At 52.4% G+C, this 18,280-nt stretch carries 16 protein-coding genes; 14 read left to right on the forward strand and 2 right to left on the reverse strand.

Going from position 1 to position 18,280, the window contains the following annotated elements:
- Positions 1–22: 22 nt before the first annotated feature.
- From H8S57_RS00285 to H8S57_RS00310, 6 genes are all read left to right on the forward strand, one after another.
- Positions 23–3,079 (forward strand): VirB4 family type IV secretion system protein, encoded by a 3,057-nt coding sequence (locus H8S57_RS00285; RefSeq protein ID WP_186906119.1) that lies wholly within the window; start codon positions 23–25, stop codon positions 3,077–3,079.
- Between the two features lie 47 nt (positions 3,080–3,126).
- Positions 3,127–3,741: a DUF5697 family protein gene (locus tag H8S57_RS00290; protein WP_369807574.1), complete on the forward strand. Its 615-nt coding sequence runs from the start codon at positions 3,127–3,129 to the stop codon at positions 3,739–3,741.
- 3 nt (positions 3,742–3,744) lie between these two features.
- Positions 3,745–4,407, forward strand: coding sequence for a DUF6100 family protein (locus H8S57_RS00295; RefSeq protein WP_144232834.1), 663 nt, complete (start codon positions 3,745–3,747; stop codon positions 4,405–4,407).
- A gap of 283 nt (positions 4,408–4,690) precedes the next feature.
- Positions 4,691–5,677 carry a hypothetical protein gene (locus H8S57_RS00300; RefSeq protein WP_347132830.1) on the forward strand — a complete coding sequence of 329 codons (987 nt, stop codon included), beginning with the start codon at positions 4,691–4,693 and terminating at the stop codon, positions 5,675–5,677.
- A 26-nt stretch (positions 5,678–5,703) separates the two neighbouring features.
- Entirely contained in the window at positions 5,704–7,596 is a 1,893-nt protein-coding gene (locus H8S57_RS00305; protein ID WP_243204624.1) for a VirD4-like conjugal transfer protein, CD1115 family, read from the forward strand.
- Between the two features lie 28 nt (positions 7,597–7,624).
- Positions 7,625–9,184 (forward strand): S1 RNA-binding domain-containing protein, encoded by a 1,560-nt coding sequence (locus tag H8S57_RS00310; RefSeq protein WP_144232832.1) that lies wholly within the window; start codon positions 7,625–7,627, stop codon positions 9,182–9,184.
- Positions 9,185–9,326: 142 nt separating this feature from the next.
- Here H8S57_RS00310 and H8S57_RS00315 read toward each other — a convergent pair whose 3' ends face one another.
- Together H8S57_RS00315 and H8S57_RS00320 are read right to left on the reverse strand one after the other, a co-directional pair.
- Positions 9,327–10,280 (reverse strand): nucleotidyl transferase AbiEii/AbiGii toxin family protein, encoded by a 954-nt coding sequence (locus H8S57_RS00315; RefSeq protein WP_186906122.1) that lies wholly within the window; start codon positions 10,278–10,280, stop codon positions 9,327–9,329.
- Positions 10,261–10,929, reverse strand: a complete 669-nt coding sequence (locus tag H8S57_RS00320; RefSeq protein ID WP_073929722.1) for a DUF6088 family protein — start codon at positions 10,927–10,929, stop codon at positions 10,261–10,263. The genes H8S57_RS00315 and H8S57_RS00320 overlap by 20 nt, the downstream gene beginning before the upstream one ends.
- Before the next feature lie 357 nt (positions 10,930–11,286).
- On the opposite strand from H8S57_RS00320, the gene H8S57_RS00325 reads away from it, so the two are divergent.
- The 8 genes from H8S57_RS00325 (at position 11,287) to H8S57_RS00360 (ending at position 18,176) form a co-directional block, all read left to right on the forward strand.
- The gene (locus tag H8S57_RS00325; RefSeq protein ID WP_186906123.1) at positions 11,287–11,709 is read left to right on the forward strand and encodes a DUF4320 family protein; all 423 of its coding nucleotides are present in this window, start codon (positions 11,287–11,289) and stop codon (positions 11,707–11,709) included.
- 8 nt (positions 11,710–11,717) lie between these two features.
- Complete coding sequence (locus H8S57_RS00330; protein ID WP_144232830.1) at positions 11,718–12,218, forward strand: hypothetical protein; 501 nt, start codon at positions 11,718–11,720, stop codon at positions 12,216–12,218.
- A 73-nt stretch (positions 12,219–12,291) separates the two neighbouring features.
- Positions 12,292–12,864 (forward strand): DUF6550 family protein, encoded by a 573-nt coding sequence (locus H8S57_RS00335; protein ID WP_144232829.1) that lies wholly within the window; start codon positions 12,292–12,294, stop codon positions 12,862–12,864.
- Positions 12,865–12,950: 86 nt separating this feature from the next.
- Positions 12,951–14,645, forward strand: a complete 1,695-nt coding sequence (locus H8S57_RS00340) for a DUF8193 domain-containing protein (RefSeq protein WP_186906124.1) — start codon at positions 12,951–12,953, stop codon at positions 14,643–14,645.
- A complete protein-coding gene (locus H8S57_RS00345) occupies positions 14,617–15,129 on the forward strand; it encodes a prepilin peptidase (RefSeq protein WP_144232827.1) in 513 nt (170 codons plus the stop codon). Before H8S57_RS00340 ends, H8S57_RS00345 begins: the two co-directional genes overlap by 29 nt.
- Before the next feature lie 12 nt (positions 15,130–15,141).
- A complete protein-coding gene (gene cpaB / locus H8S57_RS00350) occupies positions 15,142–15,981 on the forward strand; it encodes a Flp pilus assembly protein CpaB (protein ID WP_144232826.1) in 840 nt (279 codons plus the stop codon).
- A gap of 19 nt (positions 15,982–16,000) precedes the next feature.
- The gene (locus H8S57_RS00355) at positions 16,001–16,807 is read left to right on the forward strand and encodes a CpaE/TadZ family protein (protein ID WP_144232825.1); all 807 of its coding nucleotides are present in this window, start codon (positions 16,001–16,003) and stop codon (positions 16,805–16,807) included.
- Positions 16,800–18,176, forward strand: a complete 1,377-nt coding sequence (locus H8S57_RS00360) for a CpaF/VirB11 family protein (RefSeq protein ID WP_144232824.1) — start codon at positions 16,800–16,802, stop codon at positions 18,174–18,176. The genes H8S57_RS00355 and H8S57_RS00360 overlap by 8 nt, the downstream gene beginning before the upstream one ends.
- Positions 18,177–18,280: the final 104 nt, after the last annotated feature.

Consider the following 18,280-nt stretch of genomic DNA (forward strand, 5'->3'; position numbering starts at 1 on the left):
CGGTTACGGAAATGAGGTATGTATGAGCAACAAAAACGACCATGATATTTATATCATACCGCCGAATTTCATTGAATCAGGCACATTTTTCGGCGGTATGTTCCGTGCGCGGAATGTTATTGAGGCCGGTATCCTGGCTTTTGCCATCGGGGTGCCGGTCTTCATGTTTGTTCCTTTCGGGTTGACGACCCGAATTATCATTTTGTGCCTGACCGCCCTTCCTGCGGCTCTGGTCGCATTGATCGGCATTTCTGGCGAGAGTTTGTCGGAATTTCTGATTATCTTTTTGAAATACCTGCGGAATCGCCGCATCGTTGGCGGCGACGGTCAGCAGTCGAATGAGCAAGCGCCCCCTATGAAACGCCCCGGCAGACATCTCAAGCAGAGGGCTCCGAAAGAAAAGGAGTCTCGCCCTCCGAAGCGCAGGCGTTCCGGTGAATCGGATTTTCCAGCTGAGTTTGACGAGGTTCGCAGTTACGAGATTCGTGAGAAGCTCCGGCCCAAGAAAAAGCCGAAGAAAGAACTTTCGTCCAAAAAAGCGAAGAAAAAGCCCAACAAGCGGAAGGAGAAGGCATGTCCACCCAAGCGCCCCGCTCATATCAAAGAGCAGCCGCCCGCCTGCCTGAATCCGGTGGCAGACTATCTTCCCATCGAAAAGATCCAGAACGGCATCATCTACACCAAAGACCACCGGTATGTCAAGGTGGTCGAGGTGGTTCCCATCAACTTTATGCTCCGCAGCGCAAGAGAGCAGCGCAATATCATCTACTCTTTTGTGTCGTATCTGAAAATCTCTCCCGTCAAGCTGCAGATCAAGGTGCTGACCCGTCGGGCGGACATCAACCGTCATTTGGACACAGTACGCAGGGAGATGGCTCAGGAGAAAAATGAGCAGTGCCGTTTGATGCAGGAAGACTATCTGAGCTTTGTGCAGCAGATCGGCGCCCGGGAAGCTGTCACACGGCGCTTTTTCCTGATTTTTGAGTATGAGCCATGGAACAACACCCGGCGTTCGGAACAGGAAGAGGAAGCTATTCAATCCCTGCAAAGCGCCGTACATACTGCATCCAATTACCTCCGGCAATGCGGTAATGAAGTGATTATCCCCGAAAACGAGGACGAATTTACGGTTGATGTTCTTTATAATCTCCTCTGCCGAAATGAGAGCGTCATCAAACCGCTGGCACTCCGGGCACAGGAGGTTGTTGCACAGTATGCGGCAAAAGGCCGGGAAAGCGAGATTGACCATATCCCTGCAGCCGAGTTTGCCGCTCCCAAGAGTATTGATTTTACTCATGGGAGCTATCTGTGCATAGACGGGCTGTACTACGCCTATTTGCTGATTCCGTCGGATGGTTATAAGACGCAGGTTCCCGCCGGATGGCTGAGTTTAATCGTCAACGCCGGCGACGGCATCGACATGGACATGTTCCTTTCCAGGCAGCCCAAAGAGCGCATCATCCAGCGGGTAGGCCAGCAGCTCCGCATCAATCGTTCCAAAATCAAGGACGCGAGCGACACCAACACTGATTTTGACGACATCGACGGCGCCATCCGAAGCGGCTATTTTCTGAAGGAAGGTCTTTCCAACAACGAGGACTTCTACTATCTGAATCTGTTGATTACCGTTACTGCCCCTACTGAGGAAGATTTGGAATGGAAGGTCAGCGAGATGAAAAAGCTTCTGCTTTCGCAGGATATGGATGTCCGTTCCTGCCATTTTCGTGAGGAACAGGCGTTTCTCTCCGCGCTCCCGCTGGTATCCATGGAGAAAGGACTTTTTGAGCGTGGCAAGCGCAACCTGCTGACTGGCGGCGCCGCAAGCTGCTACCCCTTCACCTCCTTTGAGATGTGTGACGACAACGGCATCCTTTTGGGGGTCAACAAGTACAACAGTTCCCTCATCATCGTGGATATTTTCAATTCCGCGATCTACAAAAATGCCAACATTTCGATTTTAGGTACCAGTGGCGCAGGCAAAACCTTCACAATGCAGCTTATGGCGTTAAGAATGCGGCGTAAAAATATCCCTATTTTCATCGTCGCTCCCTTGAAGGGGCACGAGTTTCACCGCGCCTGTGCAAATGTGGGCGGCGAGTTTATCCAAATCTCCCCGGCAAGCCCTCACTGCATCAATGTTATGGAGATCCGCAAGGTTGATCGGTCTGTCAATGAACTTCTGGACGGCCCCGGAATCCAGCTTTCTGAATTGGCGGCAAAAATCCAGCAGCTGCACATCTTTTTCAGCCTGCTCATTCCCGATATGAGCCATGAAGAGCGTCAGCTTTTGGACGAAGCGTTGATCCGCACTTACAACGCAAAGGGCATTACGCATGATAACGCTTCACTGGATGACCCGGCCAACCCGGGTCAGTACCGGGAAATGCCGGTGCTGGGCGACCTGCATGAGATTCTGAAAGCTGCGCCGGAAACTACCCGCATGGCTCATATTCTCAACCGTCTGGTTCACGGTTCGGCCAATACATTTAACAAGCAGACCAATGTAAGTCTGGATAACAAATATACCGTGCTGGACATTTCCTCGCTCACCGGCGATCTGCTAACTGTAGGTATGTTTGTGGCGCTTGATTTCGTGTGGGACCGGGCAAAGGCCGACCGCACAGAAGAAAAAACCATCTTCATCGATGAATGCTGGCAGCTCCTTTCCGGCGCCGGCGCCACAGGCACACGACTGGCCGGCGATTTCCTCTTGGAGATTGCAAAAACGATACGTGGGTATGGTGGCTCGGCGGTCTTCGCGAGCCAAGACCTCAACGATTTCTTCAATCTGGATGAAGGTCGCTTTGGCAAAGGTATCATCAACAACAGCAAGACAAAGATCATTCTTAACCTGGAAGATGATGAAGCGGAACGGGTTCAGGAGACCCTGCATCTGTCCGATGCGGAAACGATGGAGGTCACCCATTTTGAGCGTGGCAATGGCTTGATCTCGACCAACAACAACAATGTCATGGTTGAGTTTAAGGCCAGCCCTCTTGAGAAAGACCTGATCACCACCGACCGGCGTGAACTTCGTGAAATTCTGGAGCGCAAGCGCCGTGAACAGGAGTCTGCATAACCCTTGTTCTCCTACATTTCTTCAAAACACGCCAAATAGACGCTGCGATGACGCCTTTCAACGATTATTTTTTGGAAGGCGTCCCGATGGCGTCTTTTATGTGTCATCTATTTTTACAAACAGGAGGTGAGCTCATGAGGACCAGGGCTGAAATCTATGGAAATGAAGCTGCAACGCTACTGCGGACAGTGACTATGTATCCTGGTCTCAGCCAGCAGCAGCTTCTTTGCTTTCACCCTGGCAAGTCTGAAACAGCGAAAGCCCTGCTTTCCCATCTGGAAAGGCAGGGCCGCATTTTCCAAAGTGATAACGGCGGATATTTTCCTGCCGGCTATCCGCCCAAAGCTGATCAGGCGCTTATCAAGGCGGTGTGGGTCCTTTTGGATTTCATTCAGCAGGCTGATTATCATGCACCTGCGGAGTTTCCTGTCAAACTGGTCTTTTTTGCCGATGGGGAACTGTATGAAGTCGCCTATGTCGCCCATGGACAGGAAGCGTTAGTCTGTCATGCTCTACGGGGCAACAAGGGCGGTAGCCGCCGCATCATCTTGGTCGATTCTCCGACACAGATTGCCAAAATCGACTGTCACGACATATCCGGTTTTTGCACCGTATCTCAAGATGGACAAACCCAGTATTTCAAGAAAGCAGGAGGCACATGATTTTTGGATCGAAAACTGATTTCCCGCAGAATAGGGAGCATTCTCGACGATATATCCCGTTTGAGTAATGCGCTGTATGCGATGGACACAACAGACATCCAACGCTATCCCGACAATTACGAAATTCTCTCTACCGATGCTGCGCTTCGGGCGGAACGGATTGCCTGCCGGCTGCGGCATTTGATATATTCCAGCACCTCCATCCAGAAGGGCGAGTATCTCCAATCCGCCAGCGTGGCGCAGGGCATCTCGATAGCCTATGAAAACGGGGTCCTGGAAGTGACCCTTCCCGGGCTTCTCCCGAAGCGCCGGCAACGGCAAAGTTCCGAGTTTCTGTTAGACACGCTCTATTTCGCTCTGGAGCAGTACGCAAAGGAACAGCCTCTCCCCCATTACCGGAATTGTGTTGTCTGCTTTGCCCAAGTTTACGATCAAACACTTCCCACCAGGCGGGTGCGTGATTATGACAATCTGGAGGAAAAGCAGTTGTTGGATCTGTTGTCCACCTTTGTGATGGCCGATGATACCGGCTTGCTATGCGACGCCTATAATACCACAGAGCTGGGAGAGCAGGACTGCACCAAGATCTTTGTCATGGAAAAAAAGCGGTTTCCCCAATGGCTTGCAGAGCGCAAAGAGAGCTTGAAAACCATCTCGGATTTTTGAGCCTTTTGGCCCTTATTTTTCCCGACATACCTTGATGGCACAAAAAAGCCCGGATTTTCAACGCTTCCAGACTTGCGCCACTGCAGAATTTTACCGAAGTTCTCAGTCATCACGGTAAAAAAACAATTCACAAGGGAGGTGATCACTTGGGAAAAGCAGCCGGACATTTCCACAGCCGGACACGCTCCCGTTCCGGCTTCTGGCGTTGACAGCCATCTCTGGAGAGTTCCCCACCAGCCAGCTCAACCGTCTCCCAGCCAGTCCTTACTATTTGGAGTCGGTTGTGACCGATCTGAAAAAGAGCGGGCTACTCCGCACCTATTACCGAGACAAACTCCGCGGCTATCGTTTAGGCGTTCGCGCCAAAAACAGGCTGCTGGACAACTGGCCTGAGCGTTTTGCTTCCTATCTGACAGGTGATACCGACACCAACCGGCTGAAAAGCGAGATTGGGCGTCGGCTTCGTCTTCACCGTCTGGCAGAAACCTATGTCACGATGGACAATGCAGGGGTTGGACTTTTCCAAGATGAAAAACCGAAGGTTTTTGCCCCGCAGGGCTATTCCGATGGGGCCGTGAAGTATCCCTCATTTTACAGTTCCCGCGAAGTCAAGGAGATGGGGGTGGATACCACGCAGATCCGCAGTTCTCGCTTCACTGGTGTGCTCCTTACCTCCGGCGGCATCTATGTTACTTACAACAGCAGCGCAGCTCTGATGAAATGGAGCTACAAGTCCGAGATGCGGGTAAAGGCTCTGATGTGGAGCGTTCTGTGTCAGCAGCGCCTCACCGGGCAATACAATGCAGACGCTGTGCAGGGGGTCATTCTGGGGGAAAGCATGGAACTCGCTTACCAGATGCTGACCAGCACTGGCGGCGCCAAACATGACTATTTCATGCTGGACGGAAGCTATGACCATTTTTTCTTTTTTACCAACGACCATCAGGGAGAAGTGCTGCTGGCCTTGCTGTGCGATTGTGCTAAGACAGCGCAGCTCAATGACATCTTGAAGCAGGGCCTTACAACCAGGGCTACGAGTCGGGCCATCGAACACGATGCCTTTGAAGCGGATGGAACGCCTGTTTTGTTTTGCTACTTCTTCGATTTGCCCAGGATTGCGCGCTTCAACAGCGCCCTCGATCTTATGGATAGTTCCGGAACGATCATTTGCTTTGATTTTCAGGTAGATGTGCTGCGGCGCTACTGCGGCAGCAGAGTGCGCTTTCAAACCATTGACTTCATCAAATTTGAGAGGAGGTTCTTCCCATAAACAAAAAGAAAATGATTGCCTGCCTGATGGCTGCTCCTTTGGCCTTCCTCGCCATTCTCTATTCTGGCGGCTTTCTGGGGCAGATATTGGGCAATTACGCAGCTTGGAAACAGGGCGGCGGCATTCCCGGGGACGGCACATCTCCGGTGGCGGCGTCGCCCGACTTTTTTACCTGCCTGACCTCAGTGCTGCACCCTCCCTATGGGGTATACGGTGTTCTGATCTGCATCGGCCTGCTGGCTATCCTGCTCCTGATGGTGATGAAGATGGGCTACAGTGATGCCGGCGAATATGATACCGACCGGAATTTCATCTATTCGGCCAAGGGAACCTATGGCACCTCCGGCTGGATGAGCCGCAAGGAGATGTCTGGGGTACTCGATCTGGTGCCCGATCTTCGCAGACATAAAGGTGTTGTGCTGGGAATGTTAGATGGGAAAGCGGTCTGCATCCCTGAAAACCCCAAAATCAACGGCAATCTGGCCGTATACGGTTCCAGCGGCAGCATGAAAACCCGCTCCTTCTGCATGAACCGCATCCTTCAGGCGGTGATTTGCGGGGAATCGCTGATCATTTCCGACCCCAAAAGCGAACTCTATGAAAAATCCAGTGAATATCTGCGCGATCAAGGCTACTGTGTCAAGGTGTTCAATCTGGTACTCCCGGAAAACTCGGACAGCTGGAACTGCCTTTCCGAAGTGGAAGGGCAGGAACTGATGGCCCAACTCTTTGTGGATGTCATCATCAAGAACACCAACAGTACCGACAAGGGCGACCACTTCTGGGACAGCTGCGAAATGAATTTGCTGAAAGCCCTTGTCCTTTATGTAGATCAGAGTTATGCGGCGGAGAACCGCAATATCGGTGAGGTGTACCGCTTACTGACGCTGAACGGAGAGTCCGATCTGGACAATCTGTTCGATGTTCTGCCTCCCACTCACCCTGCCAAAGCTCCGTACAGTCTGTTCAAGCAGGCCAGCGATACCGTGCGCAGCGGTGTCATCATCGGTCTGGGTTCCCGCCTGCAGGTATTCCAGTCAGAACTGATCAAGAAAATTACCACCCGGGACGAAATCGATCTGGAGCTTCCCGGCCAGGAGCGGTGCGCCTACTTCCTTGTTACCAGCGACCAGGACAGTACCTTTGATTTTCTGGCAAGCCTGTTTCTCTCTTTCTGCTTTATCAAGCTGGTTCGGTATGCGGACAAAAACTGTGAGGGAGGCAGGCTCCCGATTCCCGTCCACATTTTGGGAGAAGAGCTTACCGCCTGTGGCACCATCCCTGATCTCTCGCGGCGACTCAGTGTGATTCGCTCTCGCAACATTTCCATGAGCTGCGTGTTCCAAAATCTCGCGGGCCTTCAGAACCGCTACCCGCTCAATCTCTGGCAGGAAATTCTGGGTAACTGCGACGCACAACTCTTTCTGGGCTGTACGGACGGCCTTACAGCCGAGTTTATCTCTGAGCGCACCGGCCTGGCCTCGGTGTCGGTATCCAGCAAATCCAAGCAGCTGGGCACCTGGCGCATTTCCAACTACACTCCGGAATTCCGGGAAACTTCTGGCGTTGGCAAGCGGCCTGTGCTCACCCCGGATGAAGTGCTGCGATTGCCCATCACACAGGCGCTGGTCATCATCCGCGGTCAGAAGGTGCTTAAAGTTGACAAGATGGACTACTCCAAACACCCGGAGGCACCTAAGCTCCATTCTTGCAAAGCCTCTTCCCACATTCCTGAATGGCGGCAGATGCAGCAGGAACAGCCGGCTGCCCCCGCTGCTCCTCCCCCGCCGCCCTCGGCACCGAAAAAGCCGGCACGGAAAAAGCCCAAGCCTTCCGATCCTGCTACTGATGTGAAAAAACCTGGAGCCAAACACCCGGAGGGCATTGTTTCAACCGACAAGGATTCGATCCTTTCGTAATACACCAAATTAAGGAGGTTTTTCTTATATGGCAACCAAGAAAAAGGAACTTCTGGAACAGGAGGCCCCTGTTTCTGAGACCATCGCATTGGAGGATTCCCCCGTTCCCTCCGAGGATACGACCGCTCCTGATGCCACCCCGGTTGACGGCGAGGACCTGAACGCTCTGTTGGCCGCTATGGATCAGCCCGACAGCGCGCCCCCTTCCGATGATACCACCAGTGATTTGCCGGAGCTTACGGAAGCCGAAATGTTCGGCGATGACTCTGTGAGCAGCGACGAGAACAACACCGCGGCCCCTGTTGACGAGAACGCAAACTTCGAGCAGGACGATGAGGCAAAGGATGACGGCGACGGAGATCTTCCCGCAGAGGTAGACAACGCAGGTGACGATACCGCTGCTTCTGAGCCGAATCCCCAGGCCGTCGAAGGACCGCCTGCCGCAAAGCCCAAGCGCACCTCCCGCAAGAAGAAGGTGTCGGATACCGCTGCTGAGGCGGAGGCCCCTGTTCCGCAGGCAGACACTGAACCGCTTCCGATGGATGAGGCCCCGGCTGAGGATACTACTGCGGAGGGTGAACCCGTTTTGGAGGATGATCCCGCTCCGGTGGAGGAGCAGGTGCCTGAAGCCACCACTCCCCGGGCGCCCGCTCGCCGGCGGAATGTGCAGACGCGCCGTGAGCCCTCTATCCTGACCATCCGCAGCCGCGAGGATGTAGAGACGGCGGAAGACCGTGAGGATGTCATCTGGCATGAGATTCACAACGCCTACCGTACCCGCCGTATTCTGACGGGCCAGCTGGGCGGCATCGAGCAGCTGGACAACCGTAAGACGGTGGCCGTGGTGGACTACAAGGGTTTCCGCATCATCATTCCCATCAAGGAAATGATGATCAACCTGGGCCGTAGCCCTTCTGGCCAGGACTACGCCGACCTGATGCTGCGCCAGAACAAGATCCTGGGCAACATGCTGGGCGCCGACATCGACTTTGTGGTGCGGGGCATTGACTCCAAGACCCGCAGCGTGGTCGCCAGCCGCCGGGAGGCGATGATGCGTAAGCGCCAGATCTTCTACTTCGATCTGGATGCTGACGGCATGTACCGTGTCTACGAAGGCCGCATTGTGCAGGCCCGTGTGATCGCCGTGGCTGAGAAAGTCATCCGCGTGGAAGTGTTCGGCGTCGAGTGCTCCATCTTGGCACGGGATCTGGCCTGGGACTGGATCGGCGACGCCCATGAGCGTTTTGCTGTGGGTGATGAGGTGCTGGTCCGCATCCTCAGTGTGCGGCGTGAGAGTCCGGAAGACCTGAGCATCCGGGCCGACGTTAAGAGTACCTCGGAAAACACCGACCGGGACAACCTGCAGAAGTGCCGCATCCAGGGCAAGTATGCCGGCAAAGTCACCGATGTCCACAAGGGCGTCGTCTATGTCAGGCTTTCCAACGGCGTCAATGCGGTGGCCCACTCCTGCTACGACTACCGGATGCCCGGCAAGAAAGATGATGTGTCCTTTGCCGTCACCCGCCTGGATATGGAACGCGGCGTAGCCGTGGGCATCATCACGCGGATCATCCGGCAGAACCTGTAATGTAAAAGTCGCCTGGGAAGTATCGAACACATACTTCTCAGGCGACTATTTTTTCGACTTACAGCTTACTTACATAGATAGATACAAAGCGCCCTCGACCTGACAATCGCATATTACTTTTTGCAAAATCGATGTGTTATTGTCATGCAAGCGCAAGTAGGATCTCTCTGAGTTTTTTCCATTGTTCTACTACATAATCAAAAGACAGCACATCTTCTTCTAAAAAAACATAGTTCCGCTGCATATTCTGATAATCTTTACGCAATGCAGCGTTATCACCGAACCCACCAAGCAGTTGAAAATCGGAAAACTTTTTTTCTGCCAAGTCGCTGCCTGTTCGTCTGGTTTCTTCCAGTCTTTTATACCCCAGCATTTCAAGAAACATCTGTTGGTTTCCAATCATTTTTTGAATCTGCTCTAAATCGAGCATGACACTGACATCATAAAGATGTTTTGCCACATCAAAATACATTTTACGTTCATAATAAAACTCAGCTGCAAAAATTTTGTCTGCAAAAATACGCTCCAGGCGAATTGTATTGATCCGGAAAGGTCCAACATCATATTGCGCTTGAAGAATTTGGCGTTGTTCTTCTGTGGCATAAGTATAAAGTATCGGTTCAATTTCAAGTGGAGTAAAGGGTTCGCTGACAGTGAAAGAGGTGCCTTCTACTTTCACATATCCGAAACGCTGTAGTGGATCATCTGAGTCAATCCCCACGAGTGGAGCATAGTCGTAAACTGCTGTGATACTGCCTTTGCGGTCGTCCTCCAGTTCTTTTCTGGATGTACGGGGGATCGATTGATATTTCTTTGTTGCCAGTTCCAGCCGTTTCTTTGCCTGATTATTACTGCAGTTATCAATACATACTGTCAAATCAATATCCTCAGAAAAACGACGGATGCTTTTCTGTGCTTTATACAGAGCTGTTCCGCCTTTAAAATAAGCCGGCAACTCTGCTTGCTTGCCTGCCAACTCTCTAAGCAGTAGCGTAACATAGTAGTCTTTTTCCAAAATATCGGATCTAATGCCGCTATCTTCATGAACCAGATTGATAATATTCAAAAAAGCAAACTTATCCTCGTGCAGATTCATAACTACCCTCCAACATAATATCTATCGTCCGAACTAAAGTCTTTTGCCCGTAATACTTTCGAGCCATCAGAATCATCTGATCCGTTTCTAACGCAAATTTCTGAACTGTCGCTCTTACTACATCAACCGGCTTCGCTGTATCGACGGGTGCCATATCCAGTTCTCGAATTGCATCCAAAATTTGCAGATATCGAAAGTTATCGGCATTGACTCTAATTGGCGGTTTCCGAATCTCTATCTGCATTCCTTTCGGAATCCTTTTCATGTGCAAGTTTGTTGCAATGCACCTTTTTTGGGGCATCTGAGATACCAGACCAATGCGATTGAGGGCAGATAATCCTGTTTCATATCCAATCACTTCGTTTTCATTGCGAAGAAGCTGCTTACAAAAAAGCGTTTCTTTATCCGGGGTATAGTATCCAAATGCTGTTTTTACCTTCCTACAATAAATGCCTTTTGTCAAACGCACAATTTCCCCTTCTTTTTCAAGACGGGCCATATTTACATTGACTGTCTTTTTTACTGTTGCTGTTTCGAGTTGAAGTTGTTCTGCTACATACTGAGCAACTTGTTCTGTTGTAATCACTTGATTCGGGTCCAATGCAGTAAGGTACCGCATGATCAAATCTCTATATTTTGTCTTCTCCATACAGTTCTCCTTCCTGCCGTAGACATACGCTTGTTATTATGATACTCTATCATCATCTATTTTATGCACTTATAATAACACTTTTTTCTGTTGTGGTCAATGCTGACTGAGAAGACAAGTTGAAATACTTTCTGCAGAACCGTATCAAAGGAATTCTTTTCACGGTTCCCAGTTGATTGGCACAATCTTGTCCCTACATTGGCGCAGTCCTGCCCTTTCGCCGTAAATCCATATCTGTTATACTTGGTACAGTCAATACTTTGTAAAGCAGCCGCTCCGGCAGGGGGCGGCTGCTTTCATTTGTCAGAAAAGGTGGTGGTTCACATTCATACTTTCCTGCAGAAAGCCCGCAGGACAATGAAGAGCGAGCGAGGTGAGGCCAACTATTTCTCCACGGTGTTCTTCATCTTTATCGCCGTTGTCCTGCTGGCATTTATCATCGATTTGTTCGGTATCATCTCCACGAAACAGGAGTTGGATCACGCAGCCGATCAGATGGTAAAGCAGATCCAGCTGTCCGGTGGCATCAACAGCGAGACGGATTCTCTCTTTGAATTTCTGTGCTCGGAGATCGAGGGATCGGAAAACATAACCTACTCCATCGACGCCACATACAAGTCGCCCACACCGGCCGGAATGTCCAGGGCCATTCAACTCGGGACTCCTTTCTATATCACCATTGAGGGTGAAGCAAAGTTGGGCGGCTTCTGGAATCTGGATCTGGTCAACATCACGGTGGTGGCCCGCGGCTCCGGCGTCAGCGAACACTATTGGAAGTGAGGTGGCCTATGAAGCATTTTATGCGGTGGCTGCGACGGCCACTCCGCAACGAGCGGGGTGAAATCACTTTCTTCGCCTGCTTTTTTGTGGTCGGCGTAGTGATGCTCATTTCCTTTCTTCTGTTGTATGCCTCGGTGCGGATCAATTGCATCAACATCCGAAACGGCGCTAAAATGGAGCTGAACAATCTGAGCGCCACCATCTATGCGGACACTTACCGCTCCCAACGGGAAACTAACTTTGAAGAGTACCTGCGCACCCTCTATTCCAGCAGTGACTACACGGAAATGCTGGAGTCCACGGTGGCCGGCGGACTGGCCTCCAAAATCCCGCTTTCCACGGACGACTACCAGGTATCCGGCATCAGCCTGAAGTTCAATGTGGTGGGCGACCGAGTCGAGTATATCTTCTATTGTGATGTAGAGTTCTATGTGCGGATGTTTGGGCACAACTACCCTACCATCACACAGCGGGTAGAATTGACTGGCTATCATAACACCAAATTTTAGCGGCGCTGTTGAAACATCAGTCAGTTCCACAGTATATGCTTTATATAACAGTAAAGAAGGAGTGTGTACACACATGAAAAAGTTTTTCCAATCCAAAGGCTTTATCGTTTCGGCGCTGGCCGTCCTCTGTGTTGCGATCCTGGGCGTCTGCTGGTTCGTAAGCTGGGATCGAACGGAGGATTTCAAGCCGGATGAATCACCTCCCAGCAGCACCACCAGCGATTGGTCGGACGGCGGCGCCCAAAACGGGGACAATTCCAGCGGAGCAGATGCGTATTCCCCCGGGCAGTCTCCCAGCTCTGAGGAGGAATACCCCAAGGTAACCTCCGAAACAGAAAGTGAAGTGGTGATCGACTTCACCGATACGGACAAGCCGGAGGAGACTCCGCCCCCTGCTCCGGAAGGCAAGACAGAGATCGCAGACCCCGGCGAAGATCACGATGTCAACCCTGACCCGTCTGTACCTCAAGTCACGGCGCCGCCGGCAGAAGAATCCATTTCCAGCAATGAGCCGGCCCCCGGCTCCAGCAGTGGCAGCGGCGCCGTCTACGATCCCGTCTTTGGGTGGGTGGTGCCCGGCGATGTGCAGCAGTCCACCGGCGGCAGCGATGGTGACCTGAACAAGCAAGTCGGAAACATGGGCTGATTGCCCCACAACTAAATACGGATCTCCAGGGCCGTCACAACTATGTGGCGGCCCTTCAATTTTACATGATTGGAGTGTGATGTCATTTGAAACGACTTCTCGCCCTCCTGTGCAGTCTGGCGCTGACCCTGTGCCTTATTCCTGCCACTGCTTTTGCTGCCGGCGGGAACGGCAACATTGACGGCGGCGGCGGTGGTATGGGCCAGGGCACCAGCACCAACTTCTGGAACCCGGGTAATGACGGTGTTCGCATTACGGTGGTAGATGCAGCGAGCGGTTCTGCCGTCTCTTCTCCGATTGACTTTTCCAATCGTACGCAGAACAGCCGCATTCTGCACTTCGGTAAAGTCAATAAGCTGCAATATCTGGCCGGTACCGGGCTTTCTCTTCAATCCGGCGTGGCCTATACCTGCATCAAGCCCACCCAGTCTATGCCCACAATCGTCAGCAGCAGTGGGCAGAATAATATTGATGCCATCAAACGGTACTTCTGCTCAGAATATGCCTGCATGATGGTTGCTCAGGCAGCAGGTGTAAATTACGAGCGGATGATTGCCGGCGAATACAGGCTTCTGATCGAGCCCATCGCCTACTTTACCCACAATGGCCAGTATTACTGCATGACAGCAACTGAAGCTGGCCTGTACGATCAGCTGGCGGGTGGTTCACTGCGAAGGACTATGACCTCACTCACCCATAAGAACTTGCCCTTGAGCATGTTTCTGGAGTTCAGTGATCTGGGCATTTCTGCATGGGGCGGCAGCACCACCGGGACGCAAAACAACTCCGACATCATCAATACCCTCGGCGTTGGTATCGTCTGGTTTGATGAAATCCCGCCCGAAGGCGAGATTGAGGCTCCTGATGTAGAGTATCGGGTGGATACCGATGTAATCACGACCGTGACACTTCGGACTGACACTGACCTTACACCGGATAACCCCGCTTCGGTGACTTTTTCTATTCTCGGCACATCCTACCGGATCAACAATATCGTGATTCCGGCCGGCGACAGCCAGAAAGTCTGGGTCAAATGGCACACTCCCTCCACTCCCCAGACAGTTACTATAACGGTATCCGTCAGCGGCGCTTATACCGCTCAGGATACCTTTGTGGCGAAAATCGTAGATCTGAACGAACACATCCCGCCCGATCCCGTAGCTACGGATACCAATCCGAGCTATACACTGCCTTCCCTTCCCAGCGAAACACAGAAGCTGACCGCCAACTGGGGTGTTTGGAGCTGTTACTGGGTGCCGGTATGGGTATGGTGTGACCACGGAGAAGATGGTGGTCACTGGGTCGATGAAGGATATTGGGAGTATGAATACACCGGTTACTCCGCTTCAATCAGCGGCGTCATGTCTCTGATGCCGGATGACATTGTACCGACTGCCTCCGGCAAGGCCATGAAGAGTGGGTACGGCGTCAAGCAGGATGTAACCGCAACGCTCTCCACCGATGCCCCCACCAGTCACATTACCCATCCGCAGACGGCGTTTTCTGTGTTTCCTGAATTCCAGTACCAAACCTATCTGCGTCTTCTGCAGCGGGTGTCCAGTGGTCGAAGTGCAAAATTCACCTTCCAGCCCAACGACTTCTCCACTTACAACAGAACGGTGCATTTTACGCCTATCTGGTTCCCGGATTCTACCAACTATACAGTATTTACTCAGGTTTGGGACACTTGGACGCCGGATGGGATGCTGAGCATCAATCTGAACGATTATGTATCGATCAACGGGAGTCTCTATGATGACTGGTATACCAATCGAGAATAATATCTGGTCGGCATACCTGCTCACCGCATTTTTGGTGATTGTCGGGTTTGCCTTCTACGATATCTTTCATCGGCGAGTGCCCGACCTGGCGCTCGTCTTTTTTATCCCGCTGGCTGCGGCAGCGCCGCTGATCAAATCCTGGTTCGCCCTGGACTGCGGACAACCTCCGCTTTGGCTCTGGCCGATATTCGCAAAGTCCTTAATAGGCGCTCTGCTTGGATTCAGTATTCCTCTGGCTGCTGCCATAGTGACTGGCGGGACCGGCATGGGCGGCGGTGACATCAAATTCTGCGGTGTGCTGGGACTCATCTATGGTCCTTCCGGTATGTCCATCGTTTTTCTGGTTTCCGCAGTATGTGCTATGCCCATCATTTTGATGATTCGGCGGATTTACCTGGATCGGCGCCCCTTGTCCATCCCGTTTCTACCCTTTCTGGCCTGCGGCTGCTCTGCGGCGACATTGGCCGAACTATTTTTGCATTAGGAGATTATGCTTATGAAATTGAACAACCGTTTTATCTTCGGCATTTTGTCCCTGGTCCTGGCAGCAGTCATTGCCTTTGTTGCCCTCCCCACCATCGCCCGCCAGACCAACGGAAAAGCCGAAATCATCCGTATCACGCAGCCGGTGCTGAAAGGCGAAAAGATCACCTCGGATAATACCGAGGTTGTGGAAGTTGGCGGCTACAATCTGCCCTCCAATGTCGCGCACAGTCTCAGCGATGTGGAGGGCCTGTATGTAACAGCGGATCTGGCTGAAGGTGACTACATCCTTACCAGCAAGGTCAGCAGTGTTCCGGTTTCTTCGGATGTGGCACTCAATGACATCCCTTCTGGAAAGGTAGCTATCTCAATGACTGTCAAGACGCTGGCCTCCGGCCTCTCCGACAAGCTCCAGCCCAATGACATCATTCGGATCTATCACTTCCTGGAGACGGCAAAAGAGGTTCCGGAACTACGCTTTGTTAAAGTGCTGTCGGTTACCGATTCCGATGGCGTCAATGTGGACAACACCAAGGAGCCCACGGAGGACGAAGAGCGGCAGCAATCTGCTACCATCACAGTTCTGGCGACACCTGAGCAGGCCCGGATCATCACAGAGATGGAAAACGACGGCGTCGCCCATGTGGCCCTGATCTCCCGTAACAACGATCAGTTGGCCGAGGAACTTCTGGCAGCGCAGGACAAAACTCTGCAGGAGATCTATTTCCCGGAAACGCTTACGGAAGATGGTGAGACTGCGGAGGGCAGCGAGCCTACGGCCGAGGACGGTTCTGCGGGGCCGGACAGCGACACTGAAACGCCCCCCGCGGGCACCAGCCAACCGGCTGAGTAACAGAAGGAGGTCGGAAACGATGGGAAAAGTCATTACTGTCTGGGGCAGTCCGGGAAGCGGGAAAAGTATGTTTTCCTGCATTCTTGCAAAAGCCCTGACCCGAGATAAGCGGAAGGCCATCATCATCAATGCGGAGATCAGCGTTCCCATGCTCCCGGTCTGGCTGCCGGATCAGATTATTCAGACCAACGCCTCGGTGGGCCAGGTTCTCAGCAGCGTAGAGATTGATACCTCGCTGGTGGCAAGCCATGTCACGGTTCTGAAAAGCTATCCGTTTATTGGCCTGATGGGGTATTCCGCTGGTGAGAATCCTCTGAGTTACCCGGAAATCAAATACGCCATGGTGCTCCAGCTGGTCAATGCGGCAGCCAAACTGGTGGATTTCGTCATTTTGGACTGCAGTTCCAACATGACCAATGTGTTCACACCGGCGGCCATTGAATCCGGTGATCTGGTCGTCAGGCTGCTCACCCCTGATTTGAAAGGGATCAACTACTTGAAGGCCCATCAGCCGCTGCTGGTGGATGGACGTTTTCACTACGATCAACACCTGACCTTTGCCGGTATGGCCCGGCCGTTCCACGCTCTGGATGAAATGGGGTATATCATCGGAGGGTTCGATGGGTTGCTCCCCTACAGCAAGGAAATCGACCGGTGCGCCACTGAGGGCGGCATGTTCCAGGCTATCAAATATTGCAATCCCAAGTACACCGCTTCGCTCAACAAGGTGCTGGACGCACTGGAGCAGATGGAGTTGGCGGAACAGGCCGCAGAGGAAGATCCTGACGAGGAGGACGAGTTCGAGGAGGAAGATGCCGATGAATAACCTCAATGACATATTCTTTGCGCCTGCCGCCAATCAGGAGCTGACCTATGACCAGGTGTTGGAGGATGTGCAGCGGTATTTTGCTGAGAATCACGCATCCACCATTGCCGAAGCCGGCGAAGCCAATGCCGAGCGGGCCACATCCTTGCTGAAAGAACTGATGGTGCAGTACATCGTCAAACGCAAATACGCTATCAGCGGGCTGACCACCGAGCATCTTTGCGAGCAGCTCTATGAAGATATGGCCGGGTACTCCTTTTTGAAGAAATGGATCTACAAACCCGGCATCGAAGAAGTTAACCTCAATGCCTACAATGACATTGAGGTGATCGAGGCCGGCGGCCGCAGCATCAAGATCCCGGATAAGTTTTCTTCTCCGCAGCACGCCATTGATGTGGTGCGGCGTATGCTCAACGCCTGCGGCATGGTCATCGACGATACGATGCCCAGCGTGGTTGGATTTCTGGATAAGAACATCCGTATTTCCGTGGATAAGACACCTATCGTGGACCCGGATGTTGGCATCAATGCCTCCATCCGTATCGTCAACCAGCAGACGGTCTCTGAACAGAAACTTCTGGATTCCGGCAGCGCCACGGCTGAGATGCTTCATTTTCTGATGGCCTGTATTCGGTACGGCGTCAGTGTATGCATCGCCGGTTCCACGGGTTCCGGCAAGACTACCATCATGGCCTGGCTGCTCTCCAATGTACCCAACAACCAGCGTCTCATAACCATCGAGGAAGGCAGCCGTGAGTTTGATCTGGTCAAACGAGACGAAAACGGCAACATCCTGAATTCTGTCATTCACCTGCTGACCCGCCCCAGCGAGAATCCGGCTCTGAACATCAACCAGGACTTTCTTCTGGAGCGGGTTCTGCGTAAGCATCCCAATGTAATCGGCGTCGGTGAGATGCGGTCTGCGGCGGAAAGTCTGTCTGCAGCAGAGAGCTCCCGAACCGGCCACACGGTCTGCACCACCATCCACTCCAATTCCTGCAACAGCACATACCGCAGAATGATGACCCTCGCCAAGCGCAAATACAGTATGGATGACTCCGTGCTCATGGAAATCATGGTAGAGGCCTACCCCATCGTGGTGTTTACCAAACAGCTGGAGGATCGCTCCCGCAAAATCATGGAGATTCTGGAGGGTGAGGACTTCCGGGATGGTCAGCTCATCTCCCACACACTATACAAGTTTGAGGTAGGGGACAATGTGACTGACGGGGATGGAAATGTCCGTGTGGTCGGACACCATCGGAAGGTCGGCCTGATCTCCGACACTTTGAAAAAGCGACTGCTGGACAACGGTATTTCCAACAAGGAATTGGCCGAGTTTATGCAGCCCCCTAAGGAGGTGGATTAAGCATTGCAGTGGGTCTATATCATATGTTTTTCGCTTATCAGCGCGGGCCTCCTGGCTCTGTTCGGCGTGCGCCCGGGTGACTTTATTGACGCCCTCTTCCGCTC

The sequence above is a fragment of the Lawsonibacter hominis genome (assembly GCF_014287895.1).
GTDB lineage: Bacteria > Bacillota > Clostridia > Oscillospirales > Oscillospiraceae > Lawsonibacter_A > Lawsonibacter_A hominis.

Coding starts and splice junctions, on each gene's coding strand:
- H8S57_RS00285 (WP_186906119.1), top strand. CDS start 23: ATGAGCAACAAAAACGACCATGATATTTATATCATACCGCCGAATTTC.
- H8S57_RS00290 (WP_369807574.1), top strand. CDS start 3,127: ATGACGCCTTTCAACGATTATTTTTTGGAAGGCGTCCCGATGGCGTCT.
- H8S57_RS00305 (WP_243204624.1), top strand. CDS start 5,704: ATGGCTGCTCCTTTGGCCTTCCTCGCCATTCTCTATTCTGGCGGCTTT.
- H8S57_RS00310 (WP_144232832.1), top strand. CDS start 7,625: ATGGCAACCAAGAAAAAGGAACTTCTGGAACAGGAGGCCCCTGTTTCT.
- H8S57_RS00315 (WP_186906122.1), bottom strand. CDS start 10,280: ATGAATCTGCACGAGGATAAGTTTGCTTTTTTGAATATTATCAATCTG.
- H8S57_RS00320 (WP_073929722.1), bottom strand. CDS start 10,929: ATGGAGAAGACAAAATATAGAGATTTGATCATGCGGTACCTTACTGCA.
- H8S57_RS00325 (WP_186906123.1), top strand. CDS start 11,287: ATGAAGAGCGAGCGAGGTGAGGCCAACTATTTCTCCACGGTGTTCTTC.
- H8S57_RS00330 (WP_144232830.1), top strand. CDS start 11,718: ATGAAGCATTTTATGCGGTGGCTGCGACGGCCACTCCGCAACGAGCGG.
- H8S57_RS00335 (WP_144232829.1), top strand. CDS start 12,292: ATGAAAAAGTTTTTCCAATCCAAAGGCTTTATCGTTTCGGCGCTGGCC.
- H8S57_RS00345 (WP_144232827.1), top strand. CDS start 14,617: ATGATGACTGGTATACCAATCGAGAATAATATCTGGTCGGCATACCTG.
- cpaB (WP_144232826.1), top strand. CDS start 15,142: ATGAAATTGAACAACCGTTTTATCTTCGGCATTTTGTCCCTGGTCCTG.
- H8S57_RS00355 (WP_144232825.1), top strand. CDS start 16,001: ATGGGAAAAGTCATTACTGTCTGGGGCAGTCCGGGAAGCGGGAAAAGT.
- H8S57_RS00360 (WP_144232824.1), top strand. CDS start 16,800: ATGAATAACCTCAATGACATATTCTTTGCGCCTGCCGCCAATCAGGAG.